The sequence below is a fragment of the Burkholderia sp. HI2500 genome (assembly GCF_002223055.1).
Classification (GTDB): domain Bacteria; phylum Pseudomonadota; class Gammaproteobacteria; order Burkholderiales; family Burkholderiaceae; genus Burkholderia.
In genome coordinates this window covers 284,918-300,356 of record NZ_NKFL01000006.1, presented here as the reverse complement: position 1 = coordinate 300,356, position 15,439 = coordinate 284,918, and the positions used below count along the sequence as shown (strand labels likewise).

Annotated in this window: 13 protein-coding genes; 8 read left to right on the top strand and 5 right to left on the bottom strand. The window is 67.5% G+C overall.

All coding sequences use genetic code 11. The features are described 5' to 3' along the window. Positions 1 to 17: 17 nt before the first annotated feature. From CFB45_RS19095 to CFB45_RS19070, 6 genes are all read left to right on the top strand, one after another. A complete protein-coding gene (locus CFB45_RS19095; protein ID WP_089426888.1) occupies positions 18 to 1,412 on the top strand; it encodes a UbiD family decarboxylase in 1,395 nt (464 codons plus the stop codon). Next, a complete protein-coding gene (locus CFB45_RS19090; protein ID WP_089426887.1) occupies positions 1,409 to 2,023 on the top strand; it encodes a UbiX family flavin prenyltransferase in 615 nt (204 codons plus the stop codon). The genes CFB45_RS19095 and CFB45_RS19090 overlap by 4 nt, the downstream gene beginning before the upstream one ends. Next, positions 2,020 to 3,153 (top strand): CobW family GTP-binding protein, encoded by a 1,134-nt coding sequence (locus CFB45_RS19085; protein WP_089426886.1) that lies wholly within the window; start codon positions 2,020 to 2,022, stop codon positions 3,151 to 3,153. Before CFB45_RS19090 ends, CFB45_RS19085 begins: the two co-directional genes overlap by 4 nt. 61 nt (positions 3,154 to 3,214) lie before the next feature. Beyond that, positions 3,215 to 4,588 carry a nucleobase:cation symporter-2 family protein gene (locus CFB45_RS19080; RefSeq protein WP_089426885.1) on the top strand — a complete coding sequence of 458 codons (1,374 nt, stop codon included), beginning with the start codon at positions 3,215 to 3,217 and terminating at the stop codon, positions 4,586 to 4,588. Positions 4,589 to 4,675: 87 nt separating this feature from the next. Further along, a complete protein-coding gene (locus CFB45_RS19075; RefSeq protein ID WP_089426884.1) occupies positions 4,676 to 6,058 on the top strand; it encodes an amidohydrolase family protein in 1,383 nt (460 codons plus the stop codon). A gap of 14 nt (positions 6,059 to 6,072) precedes the next feature. Further along, on the top strand, positions 6,073 to 6,798 hold the full coding sequence (locus CFB45_RS19070) for a maleate cis-trans isomerase family protein (RefSeq protein ID WP_089426883.1): 726 nt from the start codon (positions 6,073 to 6,075) through the stop codon (positions 6,796 to 6,798). A gap of 65 nt (positions 6,799 to 6,863) precedes the next feature. Here the strand turns inward: CFB45_RS19070 and CFB45_RS19065 are convergent, their stop codons facing one another. The 5 genes from CFB45_RS19065 to CFB45_RS19045 form a co-directional block, all read right to left on the bottom strand. Further along, positions 6,864 to 7,589, bottom strand: a complete 726-nt coding sequence (locus CFB45_RS19065; RefSeq protein ID WP_089426882.1) for an SMI1/KNR4 family protein — start codon at positions 7,587 to 7,589, stop codon at positions 6,864 to 6,866. 34 nt (positions 7,590 to 7,623) lie between these two features. Further along, positions 7,624 to 8,925, bottom strand: a complete 1,302-nt coding sequence (locus CFB45_RS19060) for a PAAR domain-containing protein (RefSeq protein WP_089426881.1) — start codon at positions 8,923 to 8,925, stop codon at positions 7,624 to 7,626. After that, positions 8,922 to 9,746: a DcrB-related protein gene (locus tag CFB45_RS19055; protein WP_089426880.1), complete on the bottom strand. Its 825-nt coding sequence runs from the start codon at positions 9,744 to 9,746 to the stop codon at positions 8,922 to 8,924. Before CFB45_RS19055 ends, CFB45_RS19060 begins: the two co-directional genes overlap by 4 nt. Before the next feature lie 47 nt (positions 9,747 to 9,793). Next, on the bottom strand, positions 9,794 to 10,246 hold the full coding sequence (locus CFB45_RS19050) for a hypothetical protein (RefSeq protein WP_089496388.1): 453 nt from the start codon (positions 10,244 to 10,246) through the stop codon (positions 9,794 to 9,796). Between the two features lie 88 nt (positions 10,247 to 10,334). Further along, positions 10,335 to 13,202: a type VI secretion system Vgr family protein gene (locus tag CFB45_RS19045; RefSeq protein ID WP_174973741.1), complete on the bottom strand. Its 2,868-nt coding sequence runs from the start codon at positions 13,200 to 13,202 to the stop codon at positions 10,335 to 10,337. Here CFB45_RS19045 and CFB45_RS39040 point away from each other — a divergent pair. Together CFB45_RS39040 and CFB45_RS19040 are read left to right on the top strand one after the other, a co-directional pair. Continuing rightward, positions 13,201 to 13,659, top strand: coding sequence for a hypothetical protein (locus tag CFB45_RS39040; RefSeq protein WP_174973743.1), 459 nt, complete (start codon positions 13,201 to 13,203; stop codon positions 13,657 to 13,659). The genes CFB45_RS19045 and CFB45_RS39040 overlap by 2 nt on opposite strands. A 518-nt stretch (positions 13,660 to 14,177) precedes the next feature. Then, positions 14,178 to 15,419, top strand: coding sequence for an NAD(P)/FAD-dependent oxidoreductase (locus tag CFB45_RS19040; RefSeq protein ID WP_089426877.1), 1,242 nt, complete (start codon positions 14,178 to 14,180; stop codon positions 15,417 to 15,419). The last annotated feature ends 20 nt before the right edge of the window (positions 15,420 to 15,439 follow it).

Sequence of the window (15,439 nt, the reverse complement as noted above, 5' to 3'; positions counted from 1 at the left end):
ATCCGACGGAGTGCATCATGGCGTCCAGCTTTTTCGCCGAGCAGCAGGATTTTCATCACTTCGCGAACGCCTATCGCGAACGCTTTCCGGACGACGTGCTGACGCTCGCGCAGCCGCTGTCCGCCGACCAGGACGTCACGGCCGTCGTCGCGTCGCTCGCCGCGCGCGGGCGACACGAGATGCTCGTCTGCGAGCGCGTCGACGGTGTGTCGACACCGCTCGTCACCAACGTATTTGCGTCCCGCACGCGCATCGGCCGGCTGTTCGGCGTCGATGCGAACGGCCTGTTCGACGCGTGGCAGCAGCGTGCGAACGCGCCCGTCGCGCCGGTCGTCGTGCCGCACGGCCCCGTGCTCGATCAGGTGACCGAAGGCGACGCGGTCGATCTCGCGCAGTTGCCGATGATCCGCCACTTCGAAACCGATCGCGGGCCCTACGTGACCAACGCGGTGATCGTCGCCGAAGATCCGGTGACGGGCGTCGCGAACCTCAGCTACCACCGCTCGATGCCGCATGCGCGCAACGCGCTGGCGACGAGCCTGCATTCGCGCGGCCATCTGTGGCGGATGCTGCAGACCGCGAAGGCGCGCGGCGACACGCTCAAGGTGGCGATGGTGATCGGCGCGCATCCGCTGTTCATGCTCGCGGCCGCCGCTCGCGTGCCGTTCGGCGCGGATGAGCGCGCGATTGCCGGCGGGTTGTTCGGCGCGCCGCTGCAGCTCGTGCGCACGCCGCGACACGGCATCGGCGTGCCGGCCGCCGCCGAGTTCGTGCTCGAATGCACGATCGATCCCGACGCGCATGCGGAAGAAGGCCCGTTCGGCGAATTCACCGGCTACTCGTCGGACCGCTCGACCAACAACGTGCTGCGCATCGACGCGATGATGCGGCGCAAGGATGCATGGCTCGTCGACGTGGTCGGCGGCCCGTACGCGGAACACCTGACGCTCGCGCGCCTGCCGCGCGAAGCCGAGATGAGCGAGAAGCTGAAGGCGCGCTTTCCGGCCGTCACCGCGATTCACTATCCGAATTCCGGCACGCACTTTCACTGCTACGTCGCGCTGAAGCAGTCGCGCGACGGCGAGGCGCGCCAGATCATGCTCGCGCTGCTCGGCTGGGATCCGTACCTGAAGAACGTCGTCGCGGTCGACAGCGACGTCGACATCACCGACGACGCGCAGGTGCTGTGGGCCATCGCGACGCACTTCCAGCCGCACCGCGACCTGTTCGTCGTCGACGGCCTGCCCGGCAGCCCGCTCGATCCGTCGTCGTCGGCCGACGGCACGACGTCGCGGATGGGGATCGACGCGACGCGCGGCTCGCGCTTCGACGGCGTGCGCGCACGCGTCGGCGACGCCGCGATGCAGCGTGCCGCACACGTGATCGCGCAACTCGGCGGAGCGTCGCGATGAGCGCGCGGCGGCTCGTGGTCGGCATCAGCGGTGCATCCGGCTTCGTGTACGGGATGCGGCTGCTCGCGCTGCTGCGCGACCTCGACATCGAGACGCACGTCGTCGTGTCGCGCGCCGCTGCGCTGACGATGGCGCACGAGACCGACTTCCGGCTGTCCGACATCACGGCGCTCGCGAGCGTGCTGTACCGCAGCGACGACATCGCGGCGCCGATCTCGAGCGGGTCGTTCCGCACGCTCGGGATGATCGTCGCGCCGTGCTCGATGAAGACGCTCGCCGAGATCGCGAGCGGTCTTTCCTCCGGCCTGATCTCGCGCGCGGCCGACGTCGTGCTGAAGGAGCGCCGCCGGCTCGTGCTGCTCGCACGCGAGACGCCGTACACGCTCACGCACCTGCGCAACATGGCCACCGTCACGGAGATGGGCGCGATCGTCGCGCCGCCGGTGCCGGCGTTCTACGCGCGCCCCGCTTCGCTCGACCAGATGATCGACCACACGCTCGGCCGCGTGCTCGACCTGTTCGACCTCGATTCCCGCACCGTCCATCGCTGGAAAGAAAACGCATCACAGCCGAACCCGCAGCCCAACCGACTCAACGGAGATGCATCATGACCCACATCCACACCACCCACAGCGACGTCGAGAAGATTCCGGTCACCGTGCTCACCGGCTTTCTCGGCGCGGGCAAGACCACGCTGCTGAACTACATCCTGCGCGAGAAGCACGGCCGCAAGATCGCGGTGATCGAGAACGAGTTCGGCGAGATCGGCATCGACGGCGGCCTCGTGCTCGAATCGACCGAGGAAATCTACGAGATGACCAACGGCTGCGTGTGCTGCGTCGGCGCGGTGCGCGAGGATCTCGTGCGGATCGTGCGGATGCTCGTCGCGCGCCCCGACCGGCTCGATCACATCATCGTCGAGACGAGCGGCCTCGCCGATCCGTATCCGGTCGCGCAGACCTTCTTCCTCGACGATCCGATCGCGAAGGAGGTCGCGCTCGACGCGGTCGTCACGATGGTCGACGCGAAGCATATCCGCGCGCACCTCGACGATCTGGTGCTCGACGGCCGCGACAACCAGGCGGTCGACCAGATCGTCTGCGCGGACCGCATCGTGATCAACAAGGTCGACCTCGTCGACGCACCGGACGTCGATGCGCTGACCGCGCGGCTGCGCGCGCTGAACACGACGGCGGAGATCGTCACGTCGAGCTATGCGCAGGTCGATCTCGATCGCATCCTCGGCATCGGCGCGAACGAATTCGCGCAGATCCTCGTCGAGAGCGACGGGCTGCAGGCCGATGCGCCGCATGCGGACGAACACGCGCACGAGCATGAGCACGAGCACGAGCACGAGCACAAGCATGAGCACGACGACCACGCGCACGAAGCCCGCGCACACGACGACGATCACGATCATCACGAACACGACGCGAGCGTGTCGTCGGTCGGCATCGAAGTGGAGGCGGACGTCGATCTCGACGCGCTCGAGGCGTGGCTCGGCGAGCTGCGCCGCGCCGATACCGCGAACCTGTTCCGGATGAAGGGCATCCTCGCCGTGCAGGGCCGCGCGCAGCGCTACGTGCTGCAGGGCGTGCACGGCGTGATCGAACTGCGCGCCGCGCAGGCGTGGGGGTGCGAGCCGCGCTCGTCACGCATCGTTTTCATCGGCCGCGACCTCGATCGCGCCGCGCTGACCGACCGCTTCCATGCCTGTCTCGCCGCGGCGGTCGCGGCCTGACGGGCACGCCAGGCGGGCGCATCGCGCGCCCGCCCGCAAACGAACCTCAGGAGACTCGCCCATGAACGCTGCTTCACATCCCGTCGATCGGGTCCTGCCGCGCCGCCAGATGCTGACGCTCGGCCTGCAACACATGCTCGTCGCCTATATCGGCGCGATCGCGGTGCCGCTGATCGTCGCATCGGCGTTGAAGATGTCGCCCGCCGACACGACCGTGCTGATCAGCACCGCGCTGTTCTGTTCCGGCATCTCGACGATCCTGCAAACGGTCGGCGTCTGGAAACTCGGCGTGCGCCTGCCGATCCTGCAGGGCGTCGCGTTCAGCAGCGTCGGCCCCGTGATCGCGATCGGCCTGACGCCGGGCGTGGGATTCGCCGGCGTGTGCGGCGCGGTGATCGGCGCGGGCATCATCACGACCTTCGCCGCGCCGCTGGTCGGCCGGCTGCGCCGCCTGTTCCCGCCGGTCGTGACCGGCTGCATCGTCACCGTGATCGGGCTGCAGCTGTTTCCGGTCGCGTACCAGTGGGCCGGCGGCGGCGACGCAGCGAAGCTGCAGTTCGGCGAGCTGTCGTTTCTCGCGGTCGCGCTCGTCGTCGCGGTCGTGATCCTCGCGGTCAACCGCTTCGCGAACGCGTTCCTGCGCAACCTGTCGGTGCTGATCGGGCTCGTCGCGGGCAGCCTGCTCGCGATCGCGCTCGGGATGGGCAACTTCACGAACGTCGCCGCCGCGCCGTGGTTCACCGTGCCCTACCCGTTCCACTTCGGCACACCGGTGTTCGCGATCGTGCCGGTGCTGACGATGGTCGTCGTGATGATCGTGCAGATGGTCGAGTCGATGGGCCTGTTCGTCGCGATCGGCGACATCGTCGAGAAGCAGGTGAGCGAGGAGGACGTGGTGCGCGGGCTGCGGGCGAACGGCGTCGCGAGCGCGATCGCCGGCACGTTCGCCGCGTTCCCGTTCATCGCGTTCATGGAGAACGTCGGGCTCGTGATCCTGACCGGCGTGCGCAGCCGCTGGATCGTCGCGGTCAGCGGCGTGCTGATGTGCGTCGTCGCGCTGGTGCCGAAGATCGGCGCGATCGTCGCGTCGACGCCGTCGGCCGCGCTCGGCGGTGCCGGTATCGCGATGTTCGGCGTGGTGGTCGCCGCCGGCGTGCAGACGCTCGCGAAAGTCGACTTCGAAGGCAACCGCTACAACGTGCTGATCGTCGGCTTCACGATCGCGACCGCGCTGATTCCGGTGATGGCGCCGAAGGTGTTCGCGCACATGCCCGACTGGACGCAGCCGTTCCTGCACAGCGGCGTCGTGCTCGCGTGCCTCGTGTCGGTGCTGCTCAACGCGCTGCTCAACGGTGTGCCGGCGGCCGCCCCCGTTGAATCGCACGTCCACGCCGACGCCGCGCACGGCAGCCCGATGGCGCGCGAGTGCGACTGACGGGCTGCATGCCGCGCGCGGCATCGAGCCCGCGCGCGGCGCCTGGCGAACAACAACCCGACTATCCGTATCCGAGGAGACCCGACCATGAGCGTTCCTTCTTCTTCGCTGCTGATCCGCAACCCGATCGCGGTCATGAGCGGCCGCACCGGCGACGCCGCGCGGCTCGGCCAGGCCGACCTGCGCATCCGCGACGGCCGGATCGAGACGATTGCGCCTGATCTCGCACCGCTGCCCGGTGAACGCGTGATCGACGCGACCGACTGCGTCGTCTACCCGGGCTGGGTCAACACGCATCATCACCTGTTCCAGAACCTGCTGAAGGCCGTGCCGGCCGGGATCAACGCCGGCCTGCAGGAATGGCTTGCGGCCGTGCCGTATCCGCGTGTCGCGCGCTTCACGCCGGCACTCGCGCGCATCGCCGCACGCCTCGGCTTCGCGGAGCTGCTACTGTCCGGCGTGACGACCTGCGCCGATCACCACTACCTGTATCACGCGGGCGGCACGACCGAGACCGGCGACCTGCTGTTCGACGAAGCGGCCAGCTTCGGGATGCGTTTCGTGCTGTGTCGCGGCGGCGCATTGCAGGCGGCCGGCGATCATCCGGGCTTCGCCGGCACGGCATTGCAGCCCGAGACGCTCGACCAGATGCTTGCCGACATCGAGCGCCTGAAGGCGCGTTATCACGACGCGGGCACGGCATCGATGCGGCGCGTGGTCGTCGCCCCGACGACACCGACCTTCTCGCTGCCGCCCGACCTGCTGCCCGAAGTGGCACGCGCCGCGCGCGGGATGGGCCTGCGGCTGCATTCGCACCTGTCGGAGACGACGCGTTACGTGGACTTCTGTCGCGAGCGCTACGGCAAGCTGCCGGTCGAATTCGTCGCCGAACACGAATGGCTCGGCCCCGATGTGTGGTTCGCGCACCTCGTCCATCTCGAGGAGAACGAAATCGCGCTGCTCGCCGAAACGGGCACCGGCTGCTCGCACTGCCCCGTCAGCAATGCGCGGCTCGGCAGCGGCATCGCGCCCGCGCCGCGCATGGCGGCGGCCGGCGTGCCGGTGTCGCTCGGCGTCGACGGTGTCGCGTCGAACGAATCCGGCAGCATGACGCACGAAGCGAATTTCGCCTGGCTCGTGCATCGTGCGGCGCACGGTGCGGCGGCCACCACCGCCGAGGAGGTGCTGCACTGGGGCACCCAAGGCGGCGCGCGCGTGCTCGGGCTGAACGCGGTCGGCACGCTGGAACCGGGCCAGGCCGCCGATCTCGTGCTGTACGACGTGAGCGGGCCGCGCTTCAACGGCTTCCACGATTACGCAATCGCCCCGGTTGCGGCCGGCGAGCCCGCGCCGGTGAAGTACAACATCGTGAACGGCCGCGTCGTGGTGGACAACGGCGAGATTCCAGGCCTCGACCTGGCCGCGCTGCGCCGCGAGGCCGTTGACGCCGTGCGGCAGTTGCTCGATTGAACGGACGCCCCGCGATGAATCCGCGCATCCGCATCGGCATCCTGACGCCGTCGTCGAACACCGCGCTCGAACCGCTGACGACCGCGATCGTCGCCGGGCTGCCAGACGTCAGCGTGCATTTCGCGCGCTTCACCGTGACCGAGATTGCGCTCACCGAGGCCGCGCTCGACCAGTTCGACGCGGCGCGCATGCTCGTCGCGGCGCGGCAGCTCGCCGACGCGCGCGTCGACGTGATCGGCTGGAGCGGCACGTCGGCCGGCTGGCTCGGCTTCGAACGCGACGCGGCGCTGTGCCGCGTCATCGAGAAGGCCACCGGCATTCCGGCGACGACGTCCGTGCTCGCGTTGAACGAACTGCTCGAACGCACCGGCGTGCGGCGGCTCGGTCTCGTCACGCCGTATCTCGACGACGTGCAGCAGCGGATCATGCGCCAGTATGCGCAACTCGGCATCGAATGCGTGGGCGAACAGCATCTCGGGTTGCGCGACAACTTCAGCTTCGCGGAGGTGCCCGATACGCAGCTTGCGGCGCTGATGCGCCAGGCTGCGCGGGCGCGACCGGATGCGGTGGCGACGTTCTGCACGAACCTGCATGCCGCCCATCTGGTCGGGCCGTTCGAGCAGGCGACCGGGATCGCAGCTTATGACACGGTGTCGACCGTGGTGTGGAAAACGCTGAGGATGGCGGGGGTCGATACGCGCGTGCTGGCGCGATGGGGGAAGCTGTTCGAAATGAGCTGACGACGGACGCGCCGGACGGCCCACGCCGACACGCCCGGCGCCCGAAAGGCGCCGGGCGTGTCTCATCATCGCTTGTCGGCTTCCTCGACGAAAATCTCGAACCACGCGTTCATCACGGCCCAGAAATCCACCGGCTCGAGTTCGGTCGGATTCTCATGCCACCAGATCCGCCCTGCGTCGCTGCCGTCGCCGGCGCTGTCGCGCAGGTCGAGGCACAGATAGTCGCCGCCGCCATTCTGGAACACCGTCCACACGAGATCCGGATTCACGCCGAGCTGGCGCGTCTCGTCGGGCGTCAGGTCGAGCTTGTCCGTCAGCGCGGTCTGGTCGCCGATCGGCAACGGGCCCATCGAGTTCGCAGGGAAGAACGTCCAGCCGTTGTGCGTGAACTGGTAGAAGCTGCGCAGATCGTCGGGCAATGCGCGCCACAGCGGCATGTCATCCGATACGAGATCGCCGAGCGGCGGATGGCCGATGAAGAAGTTCAGGTCGTCCTGTTCGACCGTGTACGGATAGAGCAGGCACAGATCGCCGTTCTCCTTCTGGAACACGGCGGGGCGCCGCAGCTTCTCCGCGAAGAACTGCTCGACCGCCGGCAAGCGGCCGGCGACGCCCGCCCACATCTTCGCGAGCCAGTTGCCCAGCGCGGCGTCGGGCGTATCCAGCAGCACGCGCCATGCGGTCGGCACCTGCACGTCGGCGGGAATCTCGTTCGCTGCAAGCCAGACCTGGCCGCGCAGCTTGAAGCGCTTCAGTTCGGCCGTGTAAGTCGTTGCGGATAGCTCAATCATTGCCACTCACCCTTGAATTCGTCGTCGACACATTCTACTTGGGCTGATCGCCAAGCAAATCCTTGATCTGCTGCTGCAGCATCGTCCGGTTGTCGGCCTCGCGCTGCATCATCTGCTGCCTGAATCCTTCGTCGACCTTGATGCCGCCCTTCTTGTATTCGGTCCAGTCGGCATAGGACTTCGACCCCTTCGACGTGTTCGCCGTCTCGCTCAGGCCGGTGAAGTTGTCGGAGTTGTTCAGGACCTTGACCTGGTTGTCGAAGGACAGATCCTTGAACCCGGGCATCTCGGTGATCTCCTTCATCGATACGATGTGGTCCGCATGCAGCGGCTTGTCGATCGTCAGGCCCGGCAGCGCGGGATCGTCCATGCCCGGCTCGTAGTTCTCGTTGACCATCTTCTGGATCTTCGAGCTCGGCGTCTTGGCGCGCAGCTGATCGTACAGCGTGCGCGGCACGCCCTTGGTCGTGACGCGGACGTTGCCGCCGTTCGCGCCGAGCGTGTTCGGCTCGATCTCCACCTTGGTGCGGTTCAACACATCGACCGCGTTCTTCGCGGCTTCCGTGTCGGCGCCCTTCGCGCCCAGGCCGAGCAGCGCGAACCCGGCGACACCGACCATGATGTCGCCGTAGCCGGGGCCCAGCGACTCGCCCCATGAATGGAGCGCATTCAGGCCGACGTTGGCGCCGATCACGGTGCCCGCGAACAGTGCGGTGGCGCCCAGGCCGGCCGCGAGCGCGCCCAGCCCGGCCGCGCCGAGCGCGACGAAGCCAAGCACTTCGAGGGCCGTCTCGAACATCGCTTCCGTGTCGTGAATCTCCACGACGGTGACGGTCTCGCCGCCGACCGTCACGTTGTCGCTCGCCGTCTTGATGGCCGCGCCGCATTCCATCTTCATCGACAGGCGCGCCATCGGCTTGCCGTTGACGGTCACGGTGCGCGACCCCTGCGCGACCAGCAACCGCGTCTGCGGAAAATGATTGAACGGCAGGCCGTTGCATTCGTCCGCATAGTCGACGCCGGCGCGCAGCGCGGAGCGACTGTTGACCGTGACGTTCGGCGATCCCTGATGCAGCATGCCGGTGGTTGGACCGGGCAGGTTGGCCGCTTTCTGGATGCCGCGGACCAGCGCGCCGCCGGCAAGGCCGCCACCCGCCACGCAGCCGCCGATGATCGCGACGAGCGCGAGGCCGCCGGTGGCCGCGGTCGCCGTCACGATGGCCGCCGCGACCACCGCGCCGACCACCGCGCCCGCGATCATGCCGAGCAGGCCGAAGCCATGCCCGATCTCGTCGCCCATGCGGGCCGCGCGCAGGGCGGCCTCGGCACCGCTCATGACGACGCGCCGTCCGGCCGCGCGGCGGCCTGCTGACGCAGATGTGCTTCGATATCCTGCAGCGAGACCAGCGGCGGCACCCCCTCCACGGCCGTGACCGCGTCGAGCCGGCGCAGCAGCGGGAGCCCCGAATAGCCACGGCTGGGCCGCAACTCGTAGCGCCCTTCCGCCTTGAACAACCCCTGGCGGCTGTGCTGGACAATGCTCGGTTCGAGCGGCGAGCCGTCGCTCGCGAAGAACACCCAGTCGTGACCTTCGACTTCGCGCGTGCTGATCCGCTCGCACACCGTGCGCAGGTCCGGATAGACGCGCAGCACGCGTGTCTTGGCCGACAGCGCAAACACGTGCGGCAGGCTTTCGTGCGCGGCCGCCGGCGTATCGGCTTCATCCGGCACCGGAGGCATCACGACGAACGACGCCAGGATCGACGTCCACGCGGGCACGTGCCGCTCGAAATCCTCCACGCGTGCATTGAGCGTGAACACCAGCATCGCGTCGTCGAGCCGGACCATCGCCTGCCGCTGCCGCAGCACCGTCTTGTCGCTGCGCCACTGGTAGTCGAGCATGATGCCCGGCAGTCCGCCGATCGTGACGGCCTCCCGCGCGAGCGGCTTGTAGCCCGGAAACTGGCGCTTGAACGCCGTCTGCTGCACATCCGCGTACGCGCCGGCGTCATCGAGCGGCGTGTCGTAGTCGCGCGTCACCACGAATGCGACGTCCTTGCGACCGGACGCATCCGGCAAATGGAACACATTCATGGTCTGGTCGCGCCAGCCGTCGGGCAACGCCATGCGCCCCTCGTGCAATCGGTAAGCCGCCATTCCGTTTTTCCTTTTATCGATCCACGCACATGCGTGAGGGGCGCGCGTTACTTCGCCTTCTCGCCGAAACCGACGCTCGACAGGCAATCGGGGTTACGCTCCGCGAACCCGAACACGAGTTCGCCCCAGGGGGTCTCCGAGCGGAACGTCGTCTCCTCGTTCGGCGAGCGGCCCGTCGGCGTACCGGCGATCCGCATCCCGGCGAAATGCGCCTTCACGTCGTCGCGGCCGACGCAACGGCCGGACAGCGTCAACGTCAGCGCACCCTGCGCGCCGCCTTCATTGCTCGTGCGCAGCACGACGCGCTCGATCTGCGTGCCGTCGTCGAGCTTGATCGGCGCGCCATCGTCGTTGCTCCAGAACGTGAAGTATTCGTTGCTCGATTCGCTGCGCGCGAGCTTCGCGTGCAGCAGGTGCTCGACGGGTTCGCGCCGGATCGGCTGATGCGCGCCGATCTGGTCGATCACTTGCCAGAGACTGAGTTGAACGGTGGTGTGCATCTTCTTCGATCCTTGCGAACAAGCCGGTGTCATGCCCAGCGACAATGCGAGCAGCAGCGAGGCGGCGATCGCCGCGCCGCGGCCGCGCTTAATGGGACGGGGGGTAAGTACGGTCATACCAGCTTCCGTAGTACGTTTGATAATTGACATACTGGCCGTTGACGGGCACCGACGCGTATTCGCCCGTGCCATAGACGTGGCCGATTGCGGCCCGTGCCGCGTTCGCGTCGCCGTTCTTCACGAACTGGTTGTACGCGGCATTGTAGGCCGGCGAATTGGCCGGATTGCCGGCGATCTGGATGTCGGGGCCGCCGTGCGCGAGGATTTCGCGCTGCACCTTGATGTTGTTCATCGTCGCCGCGCCTTCGTCCGCCAGTTCGCTGTTGACGTAATTGGTCTTGCTCGATAAATCCGGCGCGCCCGGGTACAGCGCGTGTCCGGTTTCATGCGCGAGCCCCTGGACGACGGCCTGCGGATTGCCGCGGTCGTTGCCGTCGATCACGATCGTCGGCGGCTGGCCGTGCTTGTTCGTGGACGACCCCTGATTCGCCGGACCGTACTGGATATGCCAGCCGTCCTTCTGCAACTTGGCGATGTCGTGTTCGAGCGTCGGCGACTTCGCGGCGAGCTTGTCGACGTCGGCGCCGAGCCCGGTCGCCACGGCTTTCTTCGGCGCGCCTTTCGCCTGCTTTTTCCCGTGCGCCGGCGCAGCGGCGGCTGCCCCTCCGCCACCGCCGCCGCCCCCTCCTCCGCCACCCCCTGCCGCCGGCGCGGCGGCGTTCGGCTCGGGATCGGTCGGATCGTTCACCGGCACGAGCGGCGGCGCCGCGGGCCCGGTCGCGCCATCGGGATTCAGGTCGACACTTTGTGAGCCCAGCACGACCACGCGCGTGCCGTCGAGCACGATCTGCCCGTCGGCCGACAGCGTGATCTTCGCCTTCCCGCATTCGAGCACGATCGACTGGGAGCCCTTGACGTGCACGTGCTCGGTATCGGATTCGATCTGCACGGGGCCCTTCGCCTTGAGCGCCATGTGCTGTTCCTGCGCATGCAGGATCACCGCCGTCTTCGCCGTGTGCTGGATGTGCTCGTCCTGCGACTGCACGGAAATCGCCTTGCGCACGATGCTCGCGTGCTGGCCCTGCGTGACGACGTTGGTCTGGTTCGGGCCGTTCACGACCGTCACGTGATTGTTCTGGACCGTCGTGGCCATATCCTTCTGGCTGTGGATATTGACCAGTTCCTCGCCCTTCTTGTCGTGGATCACGACTTCGCAGAACCCGCCGCCGCCGGGCGTGGAGTTGCTGTGAAAACCCATCTGGTGCGCGCCGTCGGGCAAGTCGTAGGGCGGCGTCTGTTCCGCGTTGAACATGCGGCCGACGATGATCGGCCGGTCGGGATCGCCGTTGAGGAAATCGACGATGACCTCCTGGTTCACGCGCGGAATCGCAACGGTGCCCCAGCCGCGCCCTGCCCACGGCTGCGACACGCGGATCCAGCAGGAGCTGTCCTGGTCGTTCTTGCCGTAGCGGTCCCACGGGAACTGCACCTTGATCCGGCCCATGCCGTCGGTATGAATCTCCTGCCCCTTCGGGCCGACCACGATCGCGCTCTGCGGGCCGGGCATCACCGGCTTGTCATGTTGCCGCACCGGACGATACGGAATCTTGCTGCGGATCAGCGTCAGTTCGTTGCGGAAACTGCCGGGCTGCGCCGAGGCATCGTCGAAGTTGTTCTTCGCGTCGATCCGGATCCCGACGACCAGGAACGTGTTGTCGTCCTGCTTGGCCGGGTCGAACCAGAAGTGCCCGTCGATCTTGAACTTGCGGCCGACCGTGAGCCCGCGGCAACCGGATTCGCCGCGAAATACCTTGGCCTGCCACTCGTACACCTCGAGCCGGCGCTTGGCTTCCGCCTCGCCCGCGCGGGTGTCCTTGTAGGCGAATGCCGAACTGCCGTCGTACACCTCGAGCTTCGGTGCATTGCCCTGATCGGCCAGCGTCGGCAGTTCGACGTAAGGCCGGCCCTTCGGGTGCTTGTAGTCGAACGTATGCAGCGCCACCACGCCGGGCTGGGTTTCGCGGCTCGCCGACAGCGCGGTCAGGCGGTCCGCCTGCTGCACGCCGCTCGCCGCGTTGTAGGTCACGACGGGATCGTGCGCCTGGTCGGGACAGGACGCCGAATCGTCAGCGATCACGAGCGTGTGACCGTCCTGCCGGTATTCGAAGTAGTAGAACAGCCCGTGCCGCTCGAGCAGCCGGCTGACGAAATTCAGGTCGCTTTCCTGGAACTGGACGACGTAATCCTCGGGCTTCAGTTCCTGCTTGATGTGCGTCTGGTAATCGACCAGCGCGCCGTAATCGGCGAAGACCTTGCGCAGCACGTCGAGCACCGTGACCTGCTGATAGATCCGGCTGTTGACCCGCTTGCCGAGATACCAGAGCCACGGCGCTAGGTCGCCGCGATAGTGCGCGATGCCGCCGTCGTTGCGCTCGAAGCCGAACCGGACCAGATAGCCGTGAATCTGCCGCTCCGATCCGTCCTGGAGCGTGATGTTCACGGCGACCGCCTGGTTCAGCACGTCCTTGAGGTCGATCGACGGATTCTGCGTGATCAGGTCGAGCGTGTAGCCGGGCATTTCCGACAGCGCTTCGCCACCGGTGATCGCCGCGATCGACAGCGCGCGGTTGCCGGTCAGCGACGACTGGAAGCGCAGCAGGCGCGTCGTCTCGCTGAACGGCAACGACGCGGCCGAAGCGCCGGGCTGTGCGGCCGTCTGGCCCGGAACGAAGAATTGCGGTGCGGAAGCGAGATCGGAAAGCGGCTGCCCGGCGAGCGGGTGATCGTCGACAGCCGGCGGCGCGTCGGCAGCCGCCATCGGCATCGCCGAGGCGCCCGCGCCGCGCATGCCGGCCATCGCGCCGGACGCGAGTTGCCCGGCAAGCGGATTCAGCATGCCGGCCGCCGGTGCGGCCATCGACGCCGCGATCTGCGCCGGATTCCCGCCGGCGGCCAGGGCCTGCATGACGGCCGATGCGGTCGGCGCGATCTTGCCGACGACGGGATTCGCCGCCGCGGCCATTTGCATCGCGCCCGACTGCAGCGCGCCGGCAAGCGGGGACGATCCCGCGGACTCGGCCAATCCGGCGATTCCTGGCAACTCTTTCATGGGCCCTCTCGCTTTCTTTTCTGATTGCCGCGACGCAGGCGACGCGGCATTACTACATGTCGATGTCCGAAATATTAATTTCCGAATGCATCTTCGACGGAATGCGATTCGCGGCTTTCAGGCAATCAATGCAATCGCATTCGCCAGCAGGCAAACATTCGAGAAAATCGGCATTTTCTCCCACGCTTATGTCTTTTTCTTGGCGGGGATCGGCTGTCTCTCACGACAAGCGGCGCCATCATAACGGCCCGCCTCGGGCGAGTCCATACCTTTCAATTAAGTAGTCCCCTCGAATTCCGGCAGCCAGCTGATTATGCAGCCCGCCTTCATTTCCCGGGACGGGTAACTTTGACATTTCCGCGATGCAGCACGGGATAATTTACCGATACGGTAAATAACCACAAGTCGGCAATTTAAAAACAAACGAGTCCCGGCGAATCGCGCCGCAACGCGGTTTTCCGGCATTGTCAGTCATTCCGGAATGACTGGAGCCGCACACCTGTCGATCACGCAATCGACTATCGCTGGCGAATTGCGCGCGCGCATGAGATTGACGCATTTCCGGACGAAACGCCAACGGATTGTCGCCGGCGAGCGAACGTGTCGCTTCGTGGCATGACGCGCATGAAACCCGATGCGCGCCCAACCGTCGGGCATCGCGCGACGCACCCGTGCGCTCCGGAGGTATCCTCGGGTTCTGAACGGACCATGCATCTTCACGCAAGCGGTCCATCCGCTAACCCTACTCTGTCACCGTCATTCATGGATTTCGACGTCATCGTTCTCGGCGCAGGCATCGTCGGCGTCTCCGCGGCACTCCACCTGCAGGATCGCGGGCGCAAGGTCGCCCTCGTCGATCGCGGCGCGCCCGGCGAAGGCACGAGCTTCGGCAACGCGGGGCTGATCGAGCGCTCGTCGGTCGAACCGTATCCGTTCCCGCGCAGCCCGTTCACGCTGATGCGCTATGCGCTGAACCGCTCGACCGATCTCTACTGGCACAGCGCGTCGCTGCCCGCATTCGCGCCGTGGCTCGCGCGTTTCTGGTGGGAATCGGCGCCGCTGCGTCACGCGGCGGCGTCGCGCGACATGCTGCCGCTGATCGAGCGCTGCATCGTCGAGCACGACGCGCTGATCGCGCGGGCCGGCGCCGGCGAGCTTATCCGCGCGAACGGCTGGCTGGAAGCGTTCCGCACGCCGGCCGCATTCGAACGCGGCGTGGCCGAAGCCAGGCTCACCGCGCGCCGCCACGGGCTCGGCATCACGCCGCTCGATGCGGCCGCGCTGAGCGCGCACGAACCGAGCCTCGCGCCCGGCTTCTGCGGCGCGCTGCACTGGCTCGATCCGAAAAGCGTCGTCGACCCGTCCGCGCTCGTCAAAGCGTACGCGCAACTCTTCGTGCAGGGCGGCGGCACGCTGCTGACGGGCGACGCGGCGAGCCTCGACGCGCTGTCGCCGGGCTGGCAGGTCAGGACGCAGGACGGCCTGGCGGCCGCGCCGGCCGTGGTCGTCGCGCTCGGCCCGTGGTCCGACACGGTGTTCGGCAAGTTCGGCTACACGATCCCGCTGCGCGAGAAGCGCGGCTATCACATGCACTACGCGCCGTCCGCGCGCGGCGTGCCGTCGGCGCCGATCGTCGATCGCGAATACGGTTACGTGATCGCCCCGATGAAGCGCGGGCTGCGGCTGACGACCGGCGTCGAGATCGCGCGGCGCGGCGTGCCGCCCACCGGCGTGCAGCTCGAACGCGCGGAACGCGTCGCGCGGCCCGTGTTCGGTTTCGGCGAGCGGCTCGACCCGCAACCCTGGCTCGGCTTCCGGCCGTGCACGCCCGACATGCGCCCGGTGATCGGCCCCGCGCCCGCGCATCGCGGGCTGTGGTTCGCGTTCGGGCACAACCATCACGGGCTGACGCTCGGCCCCGTCACCGGCCGCCTGCTGGCCGAGATGATGACGGGCGAAGCGCCGTTCACCGATCCGGCGCCGTATCGCGCGGATCGCTTCTGAACGGGCAACCGGTCACGCTT

Excerpts from the sequence above, each read along its gene's own strand:
- CFB45_RS19065 (WP_089426882.1), bottom strand. The coding sequence starts at position 7,589 with ATGATTGAGCTATCCGCAACGACTTACACGGCCGAACTGAAGCGCTTC.
- CFB45_RS19085 (WP_089426886.1), top strand. The coding sequence starts at position 2,020 with ATGACCCACATCCACACCACCCACAGCGACGTCGAGAAGATTCCGGTC.
- CFB45_RS19050 (WP_089496388.1), bottom strand. The coding sequence starts at position 10,246 with ATGCACACCACCGTTCAACTCAGTCTCTGGCAAGTGATCGACCAGATC.
- CFB45_RS19055 (WP_089426880.1), bottom strand. The coding sequence starts at position 9,746 with ATGGCGGCTTACCGATTGCACGAGGGGCGCATGGCGTTGCCCGACGGC.
- CFB45_RS19075 (WP_089426884.1), top strand. The coding sequence starts at position 4,676 with ATGAGCGTTCCTTCTTCTTCGCTGCTGATCCGCAACCCGATCGCGGTC.
- CFB45_RS19090 (WP_089426887.1), top strand. The coding sequence starts at position 1,409 with ATGAGCGCGCGGCGGCTCGTGGTCGGCATCAGCGGTGCATCCGGCTTC.
- CFB45_RS19060 (WP_089426881.1), bottom strand. The coding sequence starts at position 8,925 with ATGAGCGGTGCCGAGGCCGCCCTGCGCGCGGCCCGCATGGGCGACGAG.
- CFB45_RS19040 (WP_089426877.1), top strand. The coding sequence starts at position 14,178 with ATGGATTTCGACGTCATCGTTCTCGGCGCAGGCATCGTCGGCGTCTCC.
- CFB45_RS19045 (WP_174973741.1), bottom strand. The coding sequence starts at position 13,202 with ATGCTGAATCCGCTTGCCGGGCAACTCGCGTCCGGCGCGATGGCCGGC.
- CFB45_RS19080 (WP_089426885.1), top strand. The coding sequence starts at position 3,215 with ATGAACGCTGCTTCACATCCCGTCGATCGGGTCCTGCCGCGCCGCCAG.
- CFB45_RS19070 (WP_089426883.1), top strand. The coding sequence starts at position 6,073 with ATGAATCCGCGCATCCGCATCGGCATCCTGACGCCGTCGTCGAACACC.
- CFB45_RS39040 (WP_174973743.1), top strand. The coding sequence starts at position 13,201 with ATGCCGGCCGCCGGTGCGGCCATCGACGCCGCGATCTGCGCCGGATTC.
- CFB45_RS19095 (WP_089426888.1), top strand. The coding sequence starts at position 18 with ATGGCGTCCAGCTTTTTCGCCGAGCAGCAGGATTTTCATCACTTCGCG.